The sequence below is a fragment of the Rhizobium sp. 11_C7_N12_5 genome, assembly GCF_051811145.1.
Classification (GTDB): Bacteria; Pseudomonadota; Alphaproteobacteria; order Rhizobiales; family Rhizobiaceae; genus Rhizobium; species Rhizobium lusitanum.
The window spans coordinates 347,609-365,995 of record NZ_JBPWPY010000001.1 but is presented as its reverse complement, the minus strand read 5'-3'; the positions used below and the strand labels follow the sequence as shown (position 1 = coordinate 365,995).

General features: G+C 61.6%; 19 protein-coding genes. 8 read left to right on the top strand and 11 right to left on the bottom strand.

Annotated features, from left to right (window positions below; genetic code table 11):
- Positions 1-4 precede the first annotated feature (4 nt).
- Positions 5-895, bottom strand: a complete 891-nt coding sequence (locus AB8B29_RS01730) for a LysR family transcriptional regulator (protein WP_439006096.1) — start codon at positions 893-895, stop codon at positions 5-7.
- An 85-nt stretch (positions 896-980) separates the two neighbouring features.
- Here AB8B29_RS01730 and AB8B29_RS01725 point away from each other — a divergent pair, with 85 nt between their 5' ends.
- A complete protein-coding gene (locus tag AB8B29_RS01725) occupies positions 981-1,277 on the top strand; it encodes a YciI family protein (RefSeq protein WP_113119356.1) in 297 nt (98 codons plus the stop codon).
- A 140-nt stretch (positions 1,278-1,417) separates the two neighbouring features.
- Here AB8B29_RS01725 and AB8B29_RS01720 read toward each other — a convergent pair whose 3' ends face one another.
- Positions 1,418-2,467, bottom strand: a complete 1,050-nt coding sequence (locus AB8B29_RS01720) for an aldo/keto reductase (protein ID WP_113119355.1) — start codon at positions 2,465-2,467, stop codon at positions 1,418-1,420.
- A gap of 305 nt (positions 2,468-2,772) precedes the next feature.
- On the opposite strand from AB8B29_RS01720, the gene AB8B29_RS01715 reads away from it, so the two are divergent.
- Entirely contained in the window at positions 2,773-3,477 is a 705-nt protein-coding gene (locus AB8B29_RS01715) for an HAD family hydrolase (protein WP_113119354.1), read from the top strand.
- A 3-nt stretch (positions 3,478-3,480) separates the two neighbouring features.
- Here the strand turns inward: AB8B29_RS01715 and AB8B29_RS01710 are convergent, their stop codons facing one another.
- Positions 3,481-4,008, bottom strand: coding sequence for a hypothetical protein (locus AB8B29_RS01710; protein ID WP_037200787.1), 528 nt, complete (start codon positions 4,006-4,008; stop codon positions 3,481-3,483).
- The gene (locus tag AB8B29_RS01705) at positions 4,005-4,634 is read right to left on the bottom strand and encodes a DNA-3-methyladenine glycosylase I (RefSeq protein ID WP_037200786.1); all 630 of its coding nucleotides are present in this window, start codon (positions 4,632-4,634) and stop codon (positions 4,005-4,007) included. Before AB8B29_RS01705 ends, AB8B29_RS01710 begins: the two co-directional genes overlap by 4 nt.
- Positions 4,635-4,936: 302 nt before the next feature.
- Between AB8B29_RS01705 and AB8B29_RS01700 the strand changes: the two genes are divergently transcribed.
- From AB8B29_RS01700 to AB8B29_RS01685, 4 genes are all read left to right on the top strand, one after another.
- The gene (locus tag AB8B29_RS01700; protein WP_092572971.1) at positions 4,937-5,710 is read left to right on the top strand and encodes a L,D-transpeptidase; all 774 of its coding nucleotides are present in this window, start codon (positions 4,937-4,939) and stop codon (positions 5,708-5,710) included.
- Between the two features lie 229 nt (positions 5,711-5,939).
- The gene (locus AB8B29_RS01695; protein WP_113119353.1) at positions 5,940-6,638 is read left to right on the top strand and encodes a L,D-transpeptidase; all 699 of its coding nucleotides are present in this window, start codon (positions 5,940-5,942) and stop codon (positions 6,636-6,638) included.
- A 309-nt stretch (positions 6,639-6,947) separates the two neighbouring features.
- The gene (locus AB8B29_RS01690) at positions 6,948-7,619 is read left to right on the top strand and encodes an outer membrane protein (protein ID WP_037200780.1); all 672 of its coding nucleotides are present in this window, start codon (positions 6,948-6,950) and stop codon (positions 7,617-7,619) included.
- A gap of 76 nt (positions 7,620-7,695) precedes the next feature.
- A complete protein-coding gene (locus tag AB8B29_RS01685; protein ID WP_037200779.1) occupies positions 7,696-8,043 on the top strand; it encodes a DUF6881 domain-containing protein in 348 nt (115 codons plus the stop codon).
- A 94-nt stretch (positions 8,044-8,137) separates the two neighbouring features.
- Here the strand turns inward: AB8B29_RS01685 and AB8B29_RS01680 are convergent.
- From AB8B29_RS01680 to AB8B29_RS01660, 5 genes are all read right to left on the bottom strand, one after another.
- Positions 8,138-8,907 (bottom strand): IS5 family transposase gene (locus tag AB8B29_RS01680; protein WP_236772135.1). Its coding sequence is split into 2 segments (ribosomal slippage): positions 8,138-8,590 and positions 8,593-8,907, totalling 768 coding nucleotides; the frame shifts between segments, so codons are not numbered across the junction.
- 231 nt (positions 8,908-9,138) lie between these two features.
- Positions 9,139-10,353 carry an IS701 family transposase gene (locus AB8B29_RS01675; protein ID WP_439006094.1) on the bottom strand — a complete coding sequence of 405 codons (1,215 nt, stop codon included), beginning with the start codon at positions 10,351-10,353 and terminating at the stop codon, positions 9,139-9,141.
- Between the two features lie 45 nt (positions 10,354-10,398).
- Complete coding sequence (glcF, locus tag AB8B29_RS01670; RefSeq protein WP_439006093.1) at positions 10,399-11,718, bottom strand: glycolate oxidase subunit GlcF; 1,320 nt, start codon at positions 11,716-11,718, stop codon at positions 10,399-10,401.
- A gap of 234 nt (positions 11,719-11,952) precedes the next feature.
- Positions 11,953-13,152: an FAD-binding protein gene (locus tag AB8B29_RS01665; RefSeq protein WP_037198939.1), complete on the bottom strand. Its 1,200-nt coding sequence runs from the start codon at positions 13,150-13,152 to the stop codon at positions 11,953-11,955.
- Positions 13,149-14,588, bottom strand: a complete 1,440-nt coding sequence (locus AB8B29_RS01660) for an FAD-linked oxidase C-terminal domain-containing protein (protein ID WP_037199062.1) — start codon at positions 14,586-14,588, stop codon at positions 13,149-13,151. The genes AB8B29_RS01665 and AB8B29_RS01660 overlap by 4 nt, the downstream gene beginning before the upstream one ends.
- Positions 14,589-14,707: 119 nt before the next feature.
- Between AB8B29_RS01660 and AB8B29_RS01655 the strand changes: the two genes are divergently transcribed.
- Both AB8B29_RS01655 and AB8B29_RS01650 read left to right on the top strand, forming a co-directional pair.
- Positions 14,708-15,607 (top strand): LysR family transcriptional regulator, encoded by a 900-nt coding sequence (locus AB8B29_RS01655; RefSeq protein ID WP_037198940.1) that lies wholly within the window; start codon positions 14,708-14,710, stop codon positions 15,605-15,607.
- 31 nt (positions 15,608-15,638) lie between these two features.
- Positions 15,639-16,202 carry an O-acetyl-ADP-ribose deacetylase gene (locus AB8B29_RS01650; protein ID WP_051963984.1) on the top strand — a complete coding sequence of 188 codons (564 nt, stop codon included), beginning with the start codon at positions 15,639-15,641 and terminating at the stop codon, positions 16,200-16,202.
- Between the two features lie 12 nt (positions 16,203-16,214).
- Here the strand turns inward: AB8B29_RS01650 and AB8B29_RS01645 are convergent, their stop codons facing one another.
- Both AB8B29_RS01645 and AB8B29_RS01640 read right to left on the bottom strand, forming a co-directional pair.
- Positions 16,215-17,378, bottom strand: a complete 1,164-nt coding sequence (locus tag AB8B29_RS01645) for an adenosylhomocysteinase (protein ID WP_037198941.1) — start codon at positions 17,376-17,378, stop codon at positions 16,215-16,217.
- Positions 17,379-17,487: 109 nt separating this feature from the next.
- Positions 17,488-18,387: a LysR substrate-binding domain-containing protein gene (locus AB8B29_RS01640; RefSeq protein WP_113119162.1), complete on the bottom strand. Its 900-nt coding sequence runs from the start codon at positions 18,385-18,387 to the stop codon at positions 17,488-17,490.

Below are 18,387 nucleotides of genomic sequence, written 5' to 3'. Positions count from 1 at the left end.
GCCGTCATTCAGGCTGTTGAGAGGGTGGGCGGCAGAATACCTTGTCCAGCCAGCCCGAAACGGCGCGGATGCGGGCGAGTTGGCGAAACTCCGCATGGATCAGCAGCCACACCTCACGCACCGGCAGGCTTCCGTCCCCGCTGTCGACGCGGCACAGACCGTCGGCGTCCTCGGCCAAGACTCTTGGCAGGAGCGCGCGCCCCAGCCCGGCAATCGCGGCCTGGAGCAGGGATTCCGCATCATTGACCGCAAGAGCGCCGGCGCGGCCTGACTTCTCCGCTTGGGTTGCGATCCAGCGGGCGTGCGGCAGATGCGCCATCGCCTCTTCATAAACAATCCAGGGCAAGCTTTCCGCCTGATCCCGCTGCCCTTCCGCCACATAGACGGCATAGTCCAGCGTCGCGATGCGTCGCGCCACGACCTTGCTGTTCGCCATATCGGCCGGCCTTGCAAGCCGCAGCGCCATGTCTGCCTCGCGCCGGGTCAGGTTGAAGTTGCGGGCATCGCCGATGAGCTCGAATTGCAGGCCAGGATGTTGCGACAGGAGACCGGGTACCGCCGGGATCAGCAGGCGATTGATGAAGGATGGCGGCGCCGTCAAGCGCACCCTGCCGAGTGCCATGGGGTCGGCGGCCTCCAAGGCCCCTGACAGCGCCATGACTTCTGCCTCGATCGCTTCGGCCCGCGCCACAGCAATTTCGCCCGTCGGCGTCGGCAACATCATGCCGCCTGCATCGCGCTGGAACAGGGCCGCGCCGAGATGCCGTTCCACTATTCTCAGGCGTCGGCCAACGGTCGTCGCATCGGTGCCGAGTTCCCTTCCGGCCGCGGCGAGGGAGCGGCCGCGGGCCAGAGCAAGGACATAGCGCAGGTCATTCCAATCAATATCGTGCAATTTTGCAGCCCCTTACCGCAAACTCACCGCATGCAATCGCATTATTGCAGTCATAGGCTGGGAAGATCCAGCCAAGGAGGCCATAATGAAACTATTCGCGGTTTTGTTCGAAGACGAACGGCAAGATGCCGCCGCCATTCGCAAGGAATATCTGGGGCGCCACTTCACGTTTCTGGAGGAGAACGCAGCTTCCATCAAGACGGCGGGACCGCTCAACCGGGAAGACGACACTTTTGCCGGCGGGCTATGGCTCGTCGAAGCTGAGAGTTCCGATGATGTCGACCGACTGGTGAAGGAAGATCCCTTCTGGTCAGCCGGGCTCAGAAAATCGGTGCAGATCCTGGCGTGGAACCGGGTGTTTGCAGACGGCAGGCGTCTCTAGCATCGACCATTGCTATAGTTTCGGCGAGGTTCCGGCCGCCTTCGATCATCTCGATCGCGGTGCCTTCGGCAAGATCGTCATCGAGTTGTGACGACAGGCGAGCCGCCGTCCCTCAGACGGCGGCTCGGTCTCGGCATAAATCAAGCCTTCGGTTCGAAGGGCTGGGGCACGCGCAAGGCGCCCTGGCGGGCCAGCATCCAGCCGGGATACTCAGGCGCAAGCGCGCTGACCTGGTCGAGCTTGGCGATATCGTCGGCATCAAGCTTCAGCTTGACGGCGGCGAGATTCTGATCGAGCTGATCGAGACGCTTGGCGCCGATGATAATGCTGGTGACGAAAGGCTTCGCCAGGATCCAGGCAAGCGCCACGGTGGCGACGCTTGCGCCATGTTTGTCGGCCACTTCGCGCATGGCAGCGACGCAGGCCCAGGCACGGTCCTTGTCAACGGGCGGGAAGTCGAAGCTCGCCCGTCGTCCCTCGCCATTGCCCGGGGCTCCCGGGCCATACTTACCGGATAGCAGGCCGCCCGCGAGTGGCGACCAGACCATGAGGCCGAGCTTTTCCTCGGCCATCAGCGGCACGATTTCACGCTCCAGATCGCGGCCGGCGATGGAATAATAGGCCTGAACCGTCTCGAACCGGGCAACGCCGCGGCGTTCGGACAGGCCGAGCGCCTTGGCGATGCGCCAGGCCTGCCAGTTGGAAACGCCGACATAGCGGACGAGACCGCGCGAGACGAGATCATCCATCGCCCGCAGCGTCTCCTCGATCGGCGTCACTGTGTCCGTCGCATGGATCTGGTAGAGATCGATGTGATCCGTCTGCAGGCGGTCGAGGCTTGCCTGCACAGAGTCCATGATATGGCCGCGCGATGCGCCGCGATCATTCGGCTTGTCGCCCATGACGCCACAGACCTTGGTGGCGATGACGACATCCTTGCGGGGAACACGGAGGTTCTTCAGAGCCTGGCCGAGCAGCTTTTCGGAATTGCCGAGCGAATAGACGTCGGCGGTATCGATGAAATTGATGCCGGCGGCGAGCGAGCTTTCGACGATCTTGTCGGCCAGCGCCTGGTCGACGTCGGCGATCGAGCCCCAGGTGCTGTTGGGATTGGCTTCGCCGAAGGTCATCGTGCCCAAGCAAAGCTCGGAGACGAACAGGCCGGTATTACCGAGTTGATTGTAACGCATAGGAGAAAATTCCCTTGTGGTCAGCCGGAAGAGACTTCCAGTCTGTGAGTTCTTATCTCTTGGCTATAATTGGCCCCGGCATGGCAGCCGCTTGTCCGCGCCGCCGTGGAGAGGTCAGAAGACAGTCGTCGAAGCTCGGCTCTGGCGCCGTCGCAATCGAGACAACAACGACATAATGCACCGGAATTGGCTTTCAACGCGAGACCTCCGATCGATCACGATGCGGTTACCATTGCTCGCTCTTGCTTCCAGTCCGGCGCAGGATAGACTCCAACCTTCATCCCCTGCGCAGAACGGAAATACCGATGACGCAACGCCCGCTGACCACGATCGGCTTCGATGCCGATGACACGCTCTGGCAGAACGAACAATTCTACCGGCTGACGGAACAGCAGTTCATCGACCTGCTCTCCGACCATGCCGACAGCGACCGTGTTTCGGCGCGGCTGCTGGAGGCGGAGAAGCGCAATCTGCGCCACTACGGCTTCGGCATCAAAGGCTTCACGCTCTCGATGATCGAGACGGCGATCGAGATCACGGAGGGCCATGTGCCGGCGAACGTCATCGCCGAGATCCTCGATATTGGCCGGGATCTTCTCGCCCATCCCGTCGAAACGCTGCCGCATGTCCGCCAGACGCTGGAAGCGCTGTCCGGCAACTATCTGCTGGTGCTGATCACCAAGGGCGACCTCTTCGATCAGGAGCGCAAGCTCGCCCAGTCCGGCTTGGGCGATCTCTTCGATGCGGTCGAGATCGTCTCGGACAAGAACGCCTCCACCTATCGCCGCATCTTTTCCAAGGTGGGCGACGGACCGGAGCGGGCGATGATGATCGGCAATTCGCTGAAATCCGACATCGTGCCGGCGCTTGCCGCCGGCAGCTACGGGGTCTTCGTGCCGCACGAACTCACCTGGACCTTCGAACATGTCGAGGAGCCCACGGAAGCCCCGCGTTTCCGCAAGATCGGTCATCTCGGAGAATTGGCAAGCGTAATCGAAGGGCTGTCCTGAGCCCTACTGCCCCTGCTTGGAACGCGGCGGGAAAAGCATCGGTCCCTGATCCTTCCGCTGATCGGCGGGCGGTTGCTGCGCGGCCGGCGGATTGGGATCGATGAGGATTTCATAGGGCGCGCCGAGACCGCGACGACGCGTGACGCGAGAATAATAGGGCTTGATCAGCCAGGTGGTATCCTCGTTGACTGTGACATCAGCGGTGTTGCCGTCCTCGTCCGTGCCGAAGAAGGATTCGTCATCGTTCGAGGACAGATCGAAAATCGCCATATAGGTGTATGGGCTCTTCGAACTGAAGGTGATCCGCACATGCTGGCCCTTCTTGAGCGCCAGCATGTAGACCTTGCCCTTGCCGAACTTCGTCCAGCCCGTCAATTTCTCGAGCACGGCAGGCAGGCCGATCTTCTCGATCGTCTCTCCCCGATCGAGCTGCGGCAGTTGCAACTGCTGCTGCGTATCCTCCGCATAGACGACCCGGCCGTCAAGGAGCGCGAGGACGGACAGCGAAAGACCAACGGCCAGACCTTTCATGGCCGCACCAATGCGCGGCGCATCGCCTCCACCTCTTTCCGGCAAAAGCAACCCTCTATGTGATCGTTGACGAGGCCCATGGCCTGCATGAAAGCGTAAACTGTCGTTGGGCCGACGAAAGTCCAGCCGCGCTTCTTCAGATCCTTCGAAATCCGCACGGAAGCAGGTGTCGTCGGGTTGGCGCGAAGGTGCGCAAAGTCGAAGACATCGGGGCGCTCCGCAGTGCCGGGCTCATGGCTCCAGAAATAGCGGGCGAGCGATCCGAATTCCCCGCGCAGCTCAATGGCGCGGCGGGCATTGTTGATGGTGGAGACGATCTTGCCGCGATGGCGGATGATGCCCGCGTCACCAAGGCAGCGTTCGATATCTGCCTCTTCGAACCGGGCAACCTTCTCGAAATCGAAACCGGCAAAAGCGGCACGAAAGTTTTCGCGCTTGCGCAGGATCGTCAGCCAGGAGAGGCCGGATTGAAAGCCCTCCAGGCAGATCTTCTCGAACAGCCTGATGTCGTTTACGACCGGGCGCCCCCATTCCTCGTCGTGATAGCGCAGATATTCCGGCAGATTGCCGTGCCAGAAGCAGCGGTCCTTGCCGTCCTCGCCGGTGATGATGCCCGTTTCGGTCATTTTTGCGATTCGTCTCCCAATTCAGCGGGCACCACCGGAAACCGGTAAGCAACTATCGGATAAAATCAGATCAATCAAACGCTTAAAATCATAGACGCATTTCGGCGATCGCGCATTCCGATTCCAGATTTACCACTTGCAAACCATATTTCCAAACCAGGCGGTAACCCTGACAAAGCTTTATCGGCTTTCCGGCATTTTGATGAATAGATGTTTACCATTCGCTCGCGCGCAGGTGGCACCATAGTCGTGACCGGGCGCTGTCGCGCCCATCCTCGGCCCATGTGTAGAGAGTTTGTCCGATGATGAAACACGCCATTCTATGTGCTGCCGGCGCCTTGAGCCTGGTTGCCTCAACCGCCTTCGCAGACGATCGCTACCAGTCGCGCCCGCCTGTGATCGTCAGTCCCGATCTGACCGCTCCCTGGGTGATGCAGCTCGGCGGCAACGGCGTCCAGCCGGTCGTCTACCCAGTTCGTCCGATGGCGCGGCGTGCCGCCGAACAGCAGGTCAATCCGCAGGTTCGCCAGGTCGTGCAGCCGCGTGGGCTGTTCTCGCGTCCCGTCGTGCAACAGGTCGCCATGGCCCGCCCGCAATATCCGGCAATCCGCGGCCAGATCGATCCGCAATTCCTGCCGCAGGTCGTCGACTACCAGACCAAGGAAAAACCCGGCAGCATCGTCATCGACACCAACAACCGCTTCCTTTACCTGGTGATGGAAGACGGCAAGGCACGGCGCTATGGCGTCGGCGTCGGCAAGCCCGGTTTCGAATGGGCCGGCGCCCACACCGTCACCCGCAAGCAGGAATGGCCGGACTGGAACCCGCCGTCCGAAATGGTGGCACGGGAAGCTGCAAAGGGGCACTATCTGCCGGCACACATGGAAGGCGGCGAAGGCAATCCGCTCGGCGCGCGCGCCATGTATCTCGGCTCAACCCTTTATCGCATCCACGGCACCAACGCGCCCTGGACGATCGGCAACGCCGTCTCGTCAGGCTGCATCCGTCTGCGAAACGAGGATGTCATCGACCTCTATAACCGGGTGAAGGTCGGAACCCGCGTTATCGTAATGTGATCTGCAGATCACTCTGGGGAATGCGCGGCGATCTCGCTCCCGATCGAAGGAGCCTCGGGGTTCGCCGCGCCAGCCTTATCCTCCCACACACTACAGCCCCGACTATAGCCGACCGGACGACAGAAGAGATGGCGCTCCTTTGAGGCCAATCTTCGCATCGGACATTTTGATCTTGATCCCCTCGCAGGTTTCGGTAGTTTCTTGCTGAATTCAGCGAGGGGAATGACATATGAAACCAGCACTATCCGTCGTGGCGGCAGGCGTCGTTACGGCGTGTCTTCTTGCGGCATCGAACGCCGCGGCTTTCAGCGCTTCCGCACCCTATGCGGCGTCGGCCACGCGCAGCGATGTGATCCGGGTGGCGATGGAGCCGCGGGGCCAGGTCAAGCCACAGTTCCAGCGGCGGTTGGTCAGGCTGGCGACCAACGAGCAGCCGGGCACCATTATCATCGATACCAACAACAAGTATCTCTATCTCGTCGAAGGCGACAACCGCGCGCGACGCTACGGCATCGGCGTTGGCCGCGACGGCTTCGGATGGTCGGGCGTCGTCAAGGTTGGCCGCAAGGCGGAATGGCCGGGCTGGACGCCGCCGCCGGAAATGCGTGTCCGCGAAGCCAAGAAGGGCCACAAGCTGCCAGCCTTCCAGGAAGGTGGCGAGGACAATCCGCTCGGCGCACGCGCCATGTATCTCTATCGCAACGGCAACGACACAGCCTTTCGCATCCACGGCACCAATCAGCCCTGGAGCATCGGCCTGAACATGTCCTCCGGCTGCATCCGCATGATGAACAAGGATGTGACGGATCTCTACGATCGGGTGCCGATCGGCACCAAGGTCATCGTCGTCGGGCCCGGTAACAAGCAGGGCGAGGTCAGCTATCAGGATCGCGGTGTCGACGTGCTGAGGACGATCTTCGGCGGCTGACCGGCTGATCCCGTTCGCGACTCACACTCAAGCCTGAATCACGAGCGCCCTGAGCCATGGACAGGCTCAGGGCGCTCGTGTCGCCTTGGAACACGGCTCCGTTTCTGTTTCGTACCGGTACGGCGAAGCCCACTGTTGCGTTGTTGTTACATCCTCGAACTTATCGGGACTGACTGCCGGAAAATGGCCGCTTATATTCAGTTTCGTGTCAGTTTTCCCGCCTAAGCCACATCCAGTTACCAGTGTGTGCAATAGAACTGTCATGGAAGCGCGTTTAGATAGCATCAATTTGCCATCCGGGGATTTCATATGCATCGCGCATTTCGCATCAAGCAGCCGGCTGTCGCCGCGCTTGCGATTTCAGCATTCCTATTCGCCGCCAACTCTGCCTCGGCGGAAATGCAGTTTTCAGCTTATGGCGGCTTCCAGGGTGCCACCGGCAGCAATGTGAAGACATCGGACGGCGCCGATTTCGACCCCAACTGGTCGGGAAAATCCTTCAAGATGCCGCCCTATTTCGGCTTCCGCGGCATCTGGTGGCTTGACGAATTCGACAAGTCGAACTGGGGCGTGTCGCTCGACTACACCCATGCGAAGGTTTACGGCGATCTCGGCAATACGCCCGGCTGGTCACATTTCGAGTTCACCGACGGCCTGAACATGCTGACGCTGAACGCGCTCTATCGCTTCCAGGATCCGACCCGCAAGTGGACGCCCTATGTCGGCCTCGGCGCCGGCATCAACGTGCCGCATGTCGAAGTGACGCGCTCGTCCGGCCGCACCTTCGATTACGAATTCGGCGGCGCGTCGCTGCAGGCGCAGGCCGGTGTCAGCTACCAGTTCAGCAAGCGCTGGTCGACCTTCGTCGAATACAAGGGCAACTACAATTTCGTGGACAATGTCTCGATCGACAGCGGCGACACGCTGAAGACCAGGGTCTTCACCCACGCCCTCAACTTCGGTGTCTCGTTCAGCTTCTAGAAATATTTTGGCTGGGCTAGCGACGGATCCCCTAAACCGGTTCAGGCTTAGGGGATTTTGTGCTATGCAATAGAGCATGAGCTTTTCTTATTATCGGTGTGACTGGATCCATCCGGAAAGCGAGGAGCCGGTCGTCGTCTACTACGAGGTCGATGTCGCCGGCGACGTTCCGCGGCTGATCGACGTATTCGCTGACGGTCGCCGGCAATGCATGTCGGTTGCCGATTTTTCCGCGCGCGAGCACGACATGCGGCGCATCACCAGCCTGGTGGAAGGCTCGTTTTACGACGGCGTTGCGGATCTCGTAGACGGCATCTTCTTCGAGGAAGGGCAGGAGCGCATCAGCATGACGCAGATCGCTGCTGATAAATTCGAGATCGAATGGCAAACATACCGCCCGACCCCGCCGGACAAATTACATTAGAGCGCTTGCGCACTTCACGGAATCGCTTAACCGCTCTATGTTGTTTTACGCACTTTCGGACGGAAAACCGCTGCGCACTTTTCCTGGAGTTGCTCTAGGTGACCGACTCATAAGATCGGAGCCAAATTCGAATTGAGGCTAGCTGGACGGATGCGAGGAAGTTGTCGTCGCGTTTGTCGTATCGGGTTGCGACTGCTCTGAAGTGTTTGAGTTTGTTGAAGAACCGCTCGACCGCGTTGCGCTGTTTGTAGAGCCATGGGCTGAAGACGGGAATATTGACCCTGTTTGGCATAGGGCGAATACATCCCCATGCGCCACGGGTTTTGAGGTTTTGGCGCAACGCGTCGCTGTCGTAGGCACGATCAGCCAGAAGGATATTTCCGGCCCGAACAGTCTCGAACATATCGGCAGCCGAACGTCCATCATGCGCTTGGCCTGGCGTCAGCTTCAGCAAGATTGGACGGCCATCAGCATCGACAAGTGCATGGATTTTGGTTGTCAGTCCGCCACGCGAGCGACCCATGCAACCGGATCGCTCTTCTTTTTTTGGCCGTTGGCAGCATGTTGATGTACGCGGATTGACGAGCTGTCGATCATCTGGATGTCGCCATCGTAAGCTTCTGATATTGCGTTGAGAATACGCTCCCAGTGCCCAGCATGGCGCCACCGGTTGAAGCGATTTACGCAGGTGGTATAGGGACCATATCGAGCCGGGATATCCGCCCAGGGCGCACCCGTTCTCAGTCGCCAGAAGATACCATTCAGCACCCGCCGATCATCAACCCTCGCCTTGCCGCGTACCTTCGTTGGAAGAAGCGGTTCAATCACCGACCATTCGAAATCCGTCAAATCAAAGCGAGCCATCACTGCCTCCAAATCAACGGAAGCAGTGAATCACAATCCATTAAAAACAAAAACTATTTTATGGGTATGTGACCTAGCATTACAGTTGCATTTTTGCTTTCAAATGCGCTCGTCGAGCGGCAGCCTGATGGGCGCGCCTCCAGCATGACCACGCGATGACGTAGGCGGGCTTTATGCGACGCTGGGCAAGCCTTGTGGCGATGCGCCGGACTTCCTGGATAGACCAGCGGATTAAATCCTGATGGGCGGCATCCGCGGTCTTTTTTGGGGCGTCACGTCATTGGCGCGATACCGGATCACCGCCATCATGGCGAAGGCGAGCATGACCAGGGAGACGTGGCGATGCCAGCCATGCCATGACCGGGTTTCGTTGTGATCGAGTCCGAGCTCGTTCTTGGCGGTCTCGAAGCTATCTTCGATGGCCCAGCGATGGCCTTCAACGGAAACGAGCGTCTGGATGCCCGTTCCGGCCGGGCACCATGTGGTGAAGAATGCGAGATCGCCGTCGCTGATATTGCGCCGGATCAGGAGGCCACGGGTCCAAAGGCCCGTTTCCGTCTCGTTATATTCGTCGGCATGGAGATCGGCGAGTTCGCAGTAGGCCCAGTCATGAAGCCGCGCGCCTTTGGTGCCATCACCGGCGGAAAGACGCTGCCATGCTTTTGGATCGAGGTCACGGGCGATCTCCTGAGCTGTGCCGGCGACCGGAGGCTTGCCCGACCAGGAGCCGAAATGGTGGTCCGATTTAACCCCAAGAACGTAGCCTTTGCAGGCTCCGCGCAGGGTCCCTTCAACGTCCCCGACGCCATAGACCGCATCTGCAGCCACCCATGAAAACGGCACATCGGCTGCCAGCGCACGCCGTATCATATCGACAGCCAGGCCTGGCTTGGTAGCGAAGGCTATAGCCTCAGGAACATGGGTGGCTGCAAGCCTTGCCGGATCACCGGTCCAGCTCTTGGGCAAGTACAGGGCTCGATCGATAAAGGCATGACCGCGAACGGACACATAGGCGGCGAACACACCGATCTGGCAGTTCGCTATCTTGCCTGCCGAACCTGTATATTGACGCGAAACACCGCACGATGTCTTGCCCTGCTTGAGGAAGCCCGTCTCATCGATGACCAGGACCGCATCATCGGCGGCGAGGTTTTCCACAACATACTCTCGCACGATGTCGCGAAGTCCATCCGCGTCCCAGCGTCCGCGACCCAAAATGGCTTGCTGCCGCCACGGACCGGGATCCCCGGCCGCCTCAGCGCGCATCCAACCTGTCTTTCGCCGCTCGTCACCCAGCAAGCCGTCCAGGAAAAGGTTCGCGGATGCTGCAACTCGCTCCTGCGTAAACAGTCGCCGCATACGAGCCTTGACGTCACGCAGCGACGATGCCCAAAGTTCCAGCGTCGTCTCGATTGATGCACCCATCATCCATGACCTCCGAATCATGGAGACCCATAGATTCAGAGTTTATAGAAATATGCAACTGTAATGCTAGGCTGCCGCAGGCTCCAGTCCCTTCAACTTTGCCGGCATGTCGCCGCCATAGGCCCAATCCAGCAATTCGACCGTATGCAGAATGGGAATGCCCGTCGCCGTCGCGATCTGCGTGATGCAGCCGATATTGCCTGTCGCGATGACATCGGCCCTCGTCGCTTCGAGATTCCTGACCTTGCGGGCCTTCAGCTCGGCTGAAATCTCCGATTGCATGATGTTGTACGTGCCGGCCGAACCACAGCAGAGGTGCCCTTCCGCCGGGTCGCGCACCGTGAAGCCCGCCGCTTTCAGCAGGAGTTTCGGCGCCATGGTGATCTTCTGCCCATGCTGCATGGAGCAGGCGGAATGATAGGCAACCGCGATGCCGCGTGGCGTGTGCGAGGGCAGATCGAGGCTCGCGAGATATTCGGTGATGTCCTTGGCAAGCGCCGAAACCCTGGCCGCCTTTTCGGCATAGGCGGGATCGAGGCGCAGCATGTGCCCATAGTCCTTGATCGTCGTGCCGCAGCCGGATGCAGTAATGATGATCGCATCGAGCCCTCCGGCCTCGATCTCGCGCATCCACACGCCGACATTGGCACGGGCGGCGGCGAGCGCCTGCTCTTCCCGCCCCATGTGGTGCACCAGCGAGCCGCAACAGACTTCCCCCTGCGGCACGATCACCTCGACGCCGAGGCGCGTCAGCAGGCGGATCGTCGCCTCGTTGATCCCCGGATCGAGCACCGGCTGGGCGCAACCCGTCAGGATCGCCACCCGCCCTCGTCGCTCCGCCTGCGGTTCGTGCCGACCGGGCTTGGCAAACGCGGAGGGTGCAGGAACCGTGCGGGGCGCAAGATCGAGCATGGCGGCAAAGGGTTTCAGGGTCGGGATACGTTTCAATGCACCTTTAAGCGGCCGGGCAAGGCTGGCGAGATGCAACGCCATCCGGAAGCGGCCGGGATACGGCAAGACGGCCGCAAGCACATTGCGGGTTAGCCGATCCATCAGCGGGCGCTTGTAGGTATTCTCGATATGGACGCGGGCGTGGTCGATCAGGTGCATGTAGTCGACACCCGAGGGACAGGTGGTCGCGCAGGCGAGGCAGGAAAGACAGCGGTCAATATGCGTTGTTACCTCGGCATCGGCGGGCCTGCCGTTTTCCAGCATATCCTTGATGAGATAGATGCGGCCACGCGGACTGTCGAGTTCGTTGCCAAGCGTCACATAGGTGGGACAGGTGGCTGTGCAGAAGCCGCAATGCACGCATTTGCGCAGAATGGCCTCGGATTCGGCCACATGCGGATCGGCAAGCTGGGCAGGGGTGAAATTGGTTTGCATCAGGCTTTCCCTACTTTCTCACCGATGAAGAGAAAACCGCTCGCTTATCCGCGCAGAGCCCCCTCGTCCGCCCTATCGGGCACCTTCTCCCCGAGGGGAGAAGGGGAGACAGGCACTCTCGCCGTCTTCTTGCCAGCGAGGTCATCGAGAAGCGGCGCAGAATCGGGTGAACCCCTCTCCCCCACGGGGAGAGGGCTAGGGTGAGGGGGTGCCAAGCCAAAGACGCCATCCGCATCACCCCATCTTCCCGGGATTAAAAATCCCCGCCGGATCGAATTTTTCTTTCACGCGCGCCGAAAGCAGCGCCACGGCCTCTGGCTCCGGCTGGAAGGCCGGTGTCGTCGCGCGGTGGGCCGGCGTGGCGCGCAGCAAGGTCGCATGGCCGCCACCCAGCGCATGAATATAGCGGCGCAGCACGTCACCTTCCGGCTCCGCCTCCATCCGCATCCAGACAAGACCGCCCTGCCAATCATAATAGGCATCGACGCCGGCTTCCAGGCGAAGCGCGGCAACGAGCTGGTGGCCGATGCCGGGCGCGACCGACACGCGCCAGACGGGGCGCATCGTGCCATCGACATAGGGCTTCACATCGCGGATTTGCCGCCAAAGCCTGTGGCTTTCTTCTTCCGCGAGACGCGTCACGCGACCAAGGCGGCTCATGGCGGCAATCAGTTTCTCCGCTCTTACCGAAACGGAGCCAGGCAGACCCTCGATGCGCAACACCGTCGCCTCGCCTTCCGGCAGCTTGCCGTCCAGGAAGCACCAGCCGACCGTAAGCGGCAGATGGGCTGCCCCCGATATATCGAGCGGCAGCGCCATGGCGGCGGCCATCGCATTGGCCGCCTCGGCGTCGTTGAGGCCGGAAACGACGATCGTCTCCTCCGTCTTCGCTCGCGGCGGCACGCGGAAAGTGACCTCGGTCAGGAGGCCGAGGGTGCCATGCGAGCCCGCCATCAGCTTGACCAGATCGAGGCCGGTGACATTCTTCATCACCCGCCCACCGGCCTTGACGATCTCGCCCCTGCCATTGACGAAGCGGACGCCAAGCAGGCTGTCGCGCGCGGCTCCGCTGACGAAGCGGCGCGGGCCGGAAATGTTGGCTGCAAAAACGCCGCCGATCGTCGGCTCGCCCTCGGTCGCCATCAGCGGCCGGTGATCCATCGGCTCGAAGGTCATCATCTGGCCGCCTTCGGTCAGTGCCGCTTCGATCTCGGCAACCGGCGTGCCCGCACGCGCGGTCATCACCATCTCTCCGGGATTATAGGCGACGATTCCGGTGAGGCTGCGCGAAGACAGTGTGGCTTCGGCGGCAACCGTATTGCCGAAGCCGGAGCGCGTATTGCCGCCGACAACGGCCAAGGCCGCGCCGCGCGCCGCATGGTCGCTGATGATGGAGGCCGCCTCCCCCTCCGTCTTCGGATGGAATTCGCTCATGCCGCGTTGCGTCCATCCAGCGGGAAGACCTTGGAGGGATTGAGGATCCAGCCCGGGTCGAAAGCCGCACGCACCGCCATCATCTGGTAGAGATCGACCTGCGCATATTGATGCCGCATCAGGTCGCGTTTCTCGATACCGACGCCGTGTTCGCCGGTGAGGCAGCCGCCGGCGTCGACGCAGAGCCGCAGAATATCGTTGCCGGCCGCCTCCGCCTTGGCCGCCTCCTCGGGATCGTTGGCGTCGAACAGGATCAGCGGGTGCATATTGCCATCGCCGGCATGGAAGACGTTGGCGACCCGCAGACTGTAGCGATCGACGATCTCAGTGGTTTTTTGCAGAACATAGGAGAGCTGGCTGAGCGGCACGGTGCCATCCATGCAGATGTAGTCGGCAATGCGGCCGGTGGCGCCGAAGGCGGATTTGCGGCCCTTCCAGATCAGCGCCGCCTCCGTCGCCGACTGGCATTCGCGCACGGTCTTGACGTTATGACTGCGGGCGATGTCGACGATGCTTTTCAACATGTCGTCCATTTCGGCTTCCGAGCCCTCGACTTCGACGATCAGCAGAGCGCCGACGTCGAGCGGATATCCCGCATGGGCAAAGGCCTCGCAGATCTCGATCGCCTGCTTGTCCATGAATTCGATGGCGACGGGAACGATGCCGGCCGCGATGACATCGGCGACGCAAGCACCCGCCTCCTCCGATGTGTCGAAGCCGAACAGCACCGGCCGGGCGCCCTCGGGCTTGGCAATCAGCCGTACCGTCGCCTCGGTAACGATGCCGAGCTGGCCTTCCGAGCCGCAGACGAGGCCGAGCAGATCGTAGCCTGCCGCATCCAGCGCCTTGCCGCCGAGATCGATGATCGTGCCGTCGCTCAGCACCAGCTTGACGCCGAGCAGATTGTTTGTCGTGACGCCGTATTTCAGACAGTGCGCGCCGCCGGAATTCATGCCGACATTGCCGCCAATGGTGCAGGCGAGCTGAGAGCTCGGGTCCGGCGCATAGAAGAAACCATCGGCCGAGACGCTTTCAGAGACGCTCAAGTTGGTGACGCCGGCCTGCACCGTCGCCGTGCGATTGGCAAAATCGATGTCGAGGATGCGGTTCATCTTGGAAAGGCCGAGCACAACGGCGTCTTCCTGCGGAATGGCGCCGCCGGAAAGCGAGGTGCCCGCGCCGCGCGGCACGACGGGAATGCCGTAGCGATGGCAGTATTTCATCACGGCCGCCACTTCAGCCGTCGAGCGCGGCAGCGCAACGGCGAGCGGCACGCGACGGTAGGAGACGAAGGCATCGGTTTCGAACGGGACGAGCTCGCGCGCCTCATGGATCAGACATTCGGGCGCCAGAAGATCGGCAAGGTCGGCAACGATGGCGCTGCGGCGGGCAAGAACGTCCGCGCGCGGCTCCAGAAATGAAATGGCCTCGGCCATGTCGTCCTCCTCCTGCATCCGACTTCGACGCAGCCTCTTTTAACGCATAACACGCTTACCGCCTTCCCAAAATCGGCGCAAATGATAAGCATTTATTCCAAAACAGGAAATAGTTGCGAATGACCACAAACCTAGGGGATCTCGAAATCTTCGCCAGCGTCGTCGCAACGGGCAGCATGTCGCTCGCCGGCCGCGCGCTCGGCTTTTCGCCGGCTGTCATCTCCAAGCGCATCAAGCGCCTGGAAGACAGGCTTGGCACGCGGCTGCTGCAGCGCACGACACGACAGATTTCGCTGACGGAAGCCGGCCAGGGCTTCTACGACCGGGTGCTTGCCATCCTCGCCGGGCTGGAAGAGGCGGAAGCCTATATTGCCGGCCGTTCGGCGCAGATGCAGGGCACACTGAAGATATCGGCCCCGACGTCCTTTGGCCGGCTGCACATCGCCCCACACCTGATATCCTTCATGCAGGCCCATCCCGAACTGGCGATCAATCTGGTGTTGAGCGACGAATTCGTCGATATCGTCGGCGGCGGCTACGATCTTGCCATCCGCATTGCCGAACTCACCGATTCCAGCCTCGTGGCCCGCCGGCTGGCGCCGGTGCGCAGGGTGCTCTGCGCTTCGCCCGCCTATATCGCTGCCCACGGCATGCCCGAGGATATCGAGGATCTGCGCCGGCATACCTGCCTGCCGGCGCATAATCACGATCCGTGGCGGCTCGACGGTCCGAAGGGAGGGCTGACCTTCCGGCCGGAGGGAAAGCTGATCACCAATTCCAGCGAGGTGATCCGCGAAGCCGTCATTGCCGGTCTCGGCATCGCGCTGCGCTCCACCTGGGACGTCGGCCCCGAGCTTCGGGACGGCCGCCTCGTGCAGGTGCTGCCGGCCTATGAAGGGTCGCACAATGTCACCCTCTCGGCCGTTTATCCGAGCCGGCAGTTCCTGCCGGCGAAGGTCCGGGTCTTCATCGATTTCCTGACGGAACTTTACGGCCCCTTGCCCTATTGGGAGCGGTAGAAGAGCTTTTCCGAGGATCGAGGAGATCAGCATGTCCGCCCTTGAAAGCATCCGCTCCGATCTATCCCCCACAACCAGAACGCGGTTCACCGTCATTCTTGGCGACATCACCAAGCTTTCGGTCGACGCTGTCGTCAATGCGGCAAACAGCAGCCTGCTCGGCGGAGGCGGCGTCGATGGTGCGATCCATCGCGCAGCAGGACCGGAACTCGTTGCGGAATGCAGAATGTTGAACGGCTGCAAGACCGGACAGGCGAAGATCACCAAAGGATATCGCCTGCCGGCAAGGCATATCATCCACACGGTTGGCCCCGTCTGGAATGGTGGCGGCGACGGCGAGGAGGACCTGCTCGCAAGCTGCTATCGCAACAGCCTCGGCCTTGCTCGGCAGCACGGCCTGAAGACTATCGCCTTTCCTGCCATTTCCACGGGCATCTATCGCTTTCCCGCTGCACCGGCCGCCGGGATCGCGACACGCACCGCCGTTGCCGAAAGCCAAGACGGCGCCTTTGACGAAATCATCTTCTGCTGCTTCGGCGACGAGATGGCCGGGCTCTATGACCGATGGCTGCCGGAGGCTCTGGCCAGGGCCTGACCGCATGGCCTGCTAGCGCGCCAGGTCCAGATAGGCGGAAGCGACCATGGCGTCGATATCCTTGGGAACGGGAATGACGCAGGCCTCCTTGCCGAGACCGCCCTTGGCAACGCGCTCCAGGCAGCGGGCCTGCAAGGTGAAGCCAAGATCCATGGATTCGACGCTGTTGCCGAGCGGACGTGGGCCGGCCAGATTGGCCATATGGCCGCTGCCGAGGATGTGGAAGGCGCGGCCGTCACGCATGCGTACGGTCTCGATATGCTCGGCGGCATAGCGATCGATGCCGGCGACTTCGGGGCTGTTGCGGAACGCCTCGACATCGATCTCATGCGGGAAATGGCCGCCATTCATCAGGATTGCGCCGTCCTTGATCAGCGACAGATCGGCCGCGGTGATGATATCCGGATAGCCTGTGACCGTGACGAGGATATCGGCAGAGCGGATTGCCGCCTCGCGCAACGGTGTCGAGAAGCCGTCCAGATGCGCCTCCAGCGTCGTCACCGGATCGATATCGACGACGCTGACCGCGGAAAAAGCGTTGCGGAAGCATGCCGCCGCCCCCTTGCCGCAGGCGCCGTAGCCGAAGACGGTGACGCGTTTGCCATTGGTGGAGCGGTTGGTAAAGCGCAGATAGCTCTCGAACAGGCTTTGGCCAACGGCATGCCGGTTTTCCGCGAATTGCTTGATCGGGCTGTCGTTGATAACCAGGATCGGCATGTTGAGCTTGTCGCGCAGGGGCAGCAGCCGGGTGCGGCCTGACGTCGTCTCTTCGGTGCCGCCGAGAAGATTGGCATAGGGCTTTTCGGCGGCGCGAACGAATAGGTCGCCGCCATTGTCGAGCAGCAAGTTCGGCTTCTCGGCAAGGATCGCATCGAGGCTCGCGCCATGCTCATCGGCATTGCTTGTCTGCGTGGCAAAGACGGTGATGCCCTGAGCGCGGAGATAATCGACGGTTTCCGGCTGGGTGCTGTTGAGATTGCCGGTGCAGACGAGGTCAGCGCCGCCAGCGCGCAGCGTCATCAACAGGGCGACCGTCTTCGGCTCCAGATGAATGCCGGTGCCGATGGTGAGACCGACAAAGGGCTTCGTCGCATGAAACTCCTTGGTCGTCGCCGCCAGCAGCCGGCAGCTTGCGGCAACCCAATCGATGCGGGACAAAGAAGAAGACTGATCCATGATGCGCTCCTGGCGGCTGGTTTCATGTCGTGATCTGGCATGCCGGTCGGCGGCCTGTCGATGGACATTGGAATGCACAGCATGGCAGAAAATCTGCCATGCTGGCTCGCTAAGCGCCTGCGGCGATCAACCAATCCGCCAGCCGGGCCAAATCCGGGTCCTTTGCGTCGCCGCTGCGGATGCTGAGGCTGTAGCCGGCCGGCCGGCGAATGAAGCCGTAAGGCGCTACCAAAGTACCGCGCTCGAGGTCCTCGCCGATGGCCGTGCGCGGCGCGATGGCGACCCCAAGGCCGGAGCGGGCGGCGCCGATCGCAAGCAGCAGATCCTCGAACTCACGATTGCCGGCAAACCGGACGGGTGCATGGCCGCTTTCCGCGAACCAGTCATTCCAAAGGCTTGGGGCGGAACGGCTACCCAAGGCGACAGCGCCGGCCAAAGCCGGAACGCCGGCGGCAAGGCCGAGACGAGCCGCAACCTCCGCAGTCGCGACCGGGCCGAACTCATCCTCCATGAAGCGAATGGCCGTGATATCGCGCGTCGGCCTGTATTCGCCACCCATGACCACCGCTTCGAGATCGGGACGTCTGACCAGAGGCTCCACTGTCGCCATCGGCACGATATCTATGTCGATGTCCTGAAGTGCCACCTGCAGATCGGCACCGCGCGGCATCAGCCACCAGACGGCAAAGGCCGAGGGAACGCCGAGCCGGATGGAGCGCCGGTTCCCGGCCGAAAGCTCCGCCGAGGCCCGCGCCAGGATGCCGAAGGCGACACCGATGGAATCGGCGAACGCCCTGCCCTTCGCCGTCAGGACGAGCCGGCCGTTCTCCCGATCGAACAAAGACACGCCGAAATGAGCTTCCAGCACGTTCAATTGCTGCCTGACGGCACCGCGCACGACGCCGAGTTCATCGGCCGCCTTCAGGATGCTGCCACGACGCGCGACGGCGTCAAAGGCGCGCAGCGCGTTCAAGGGTGGCAGGCGTCTGGACGAAGCATGTTGGGACAT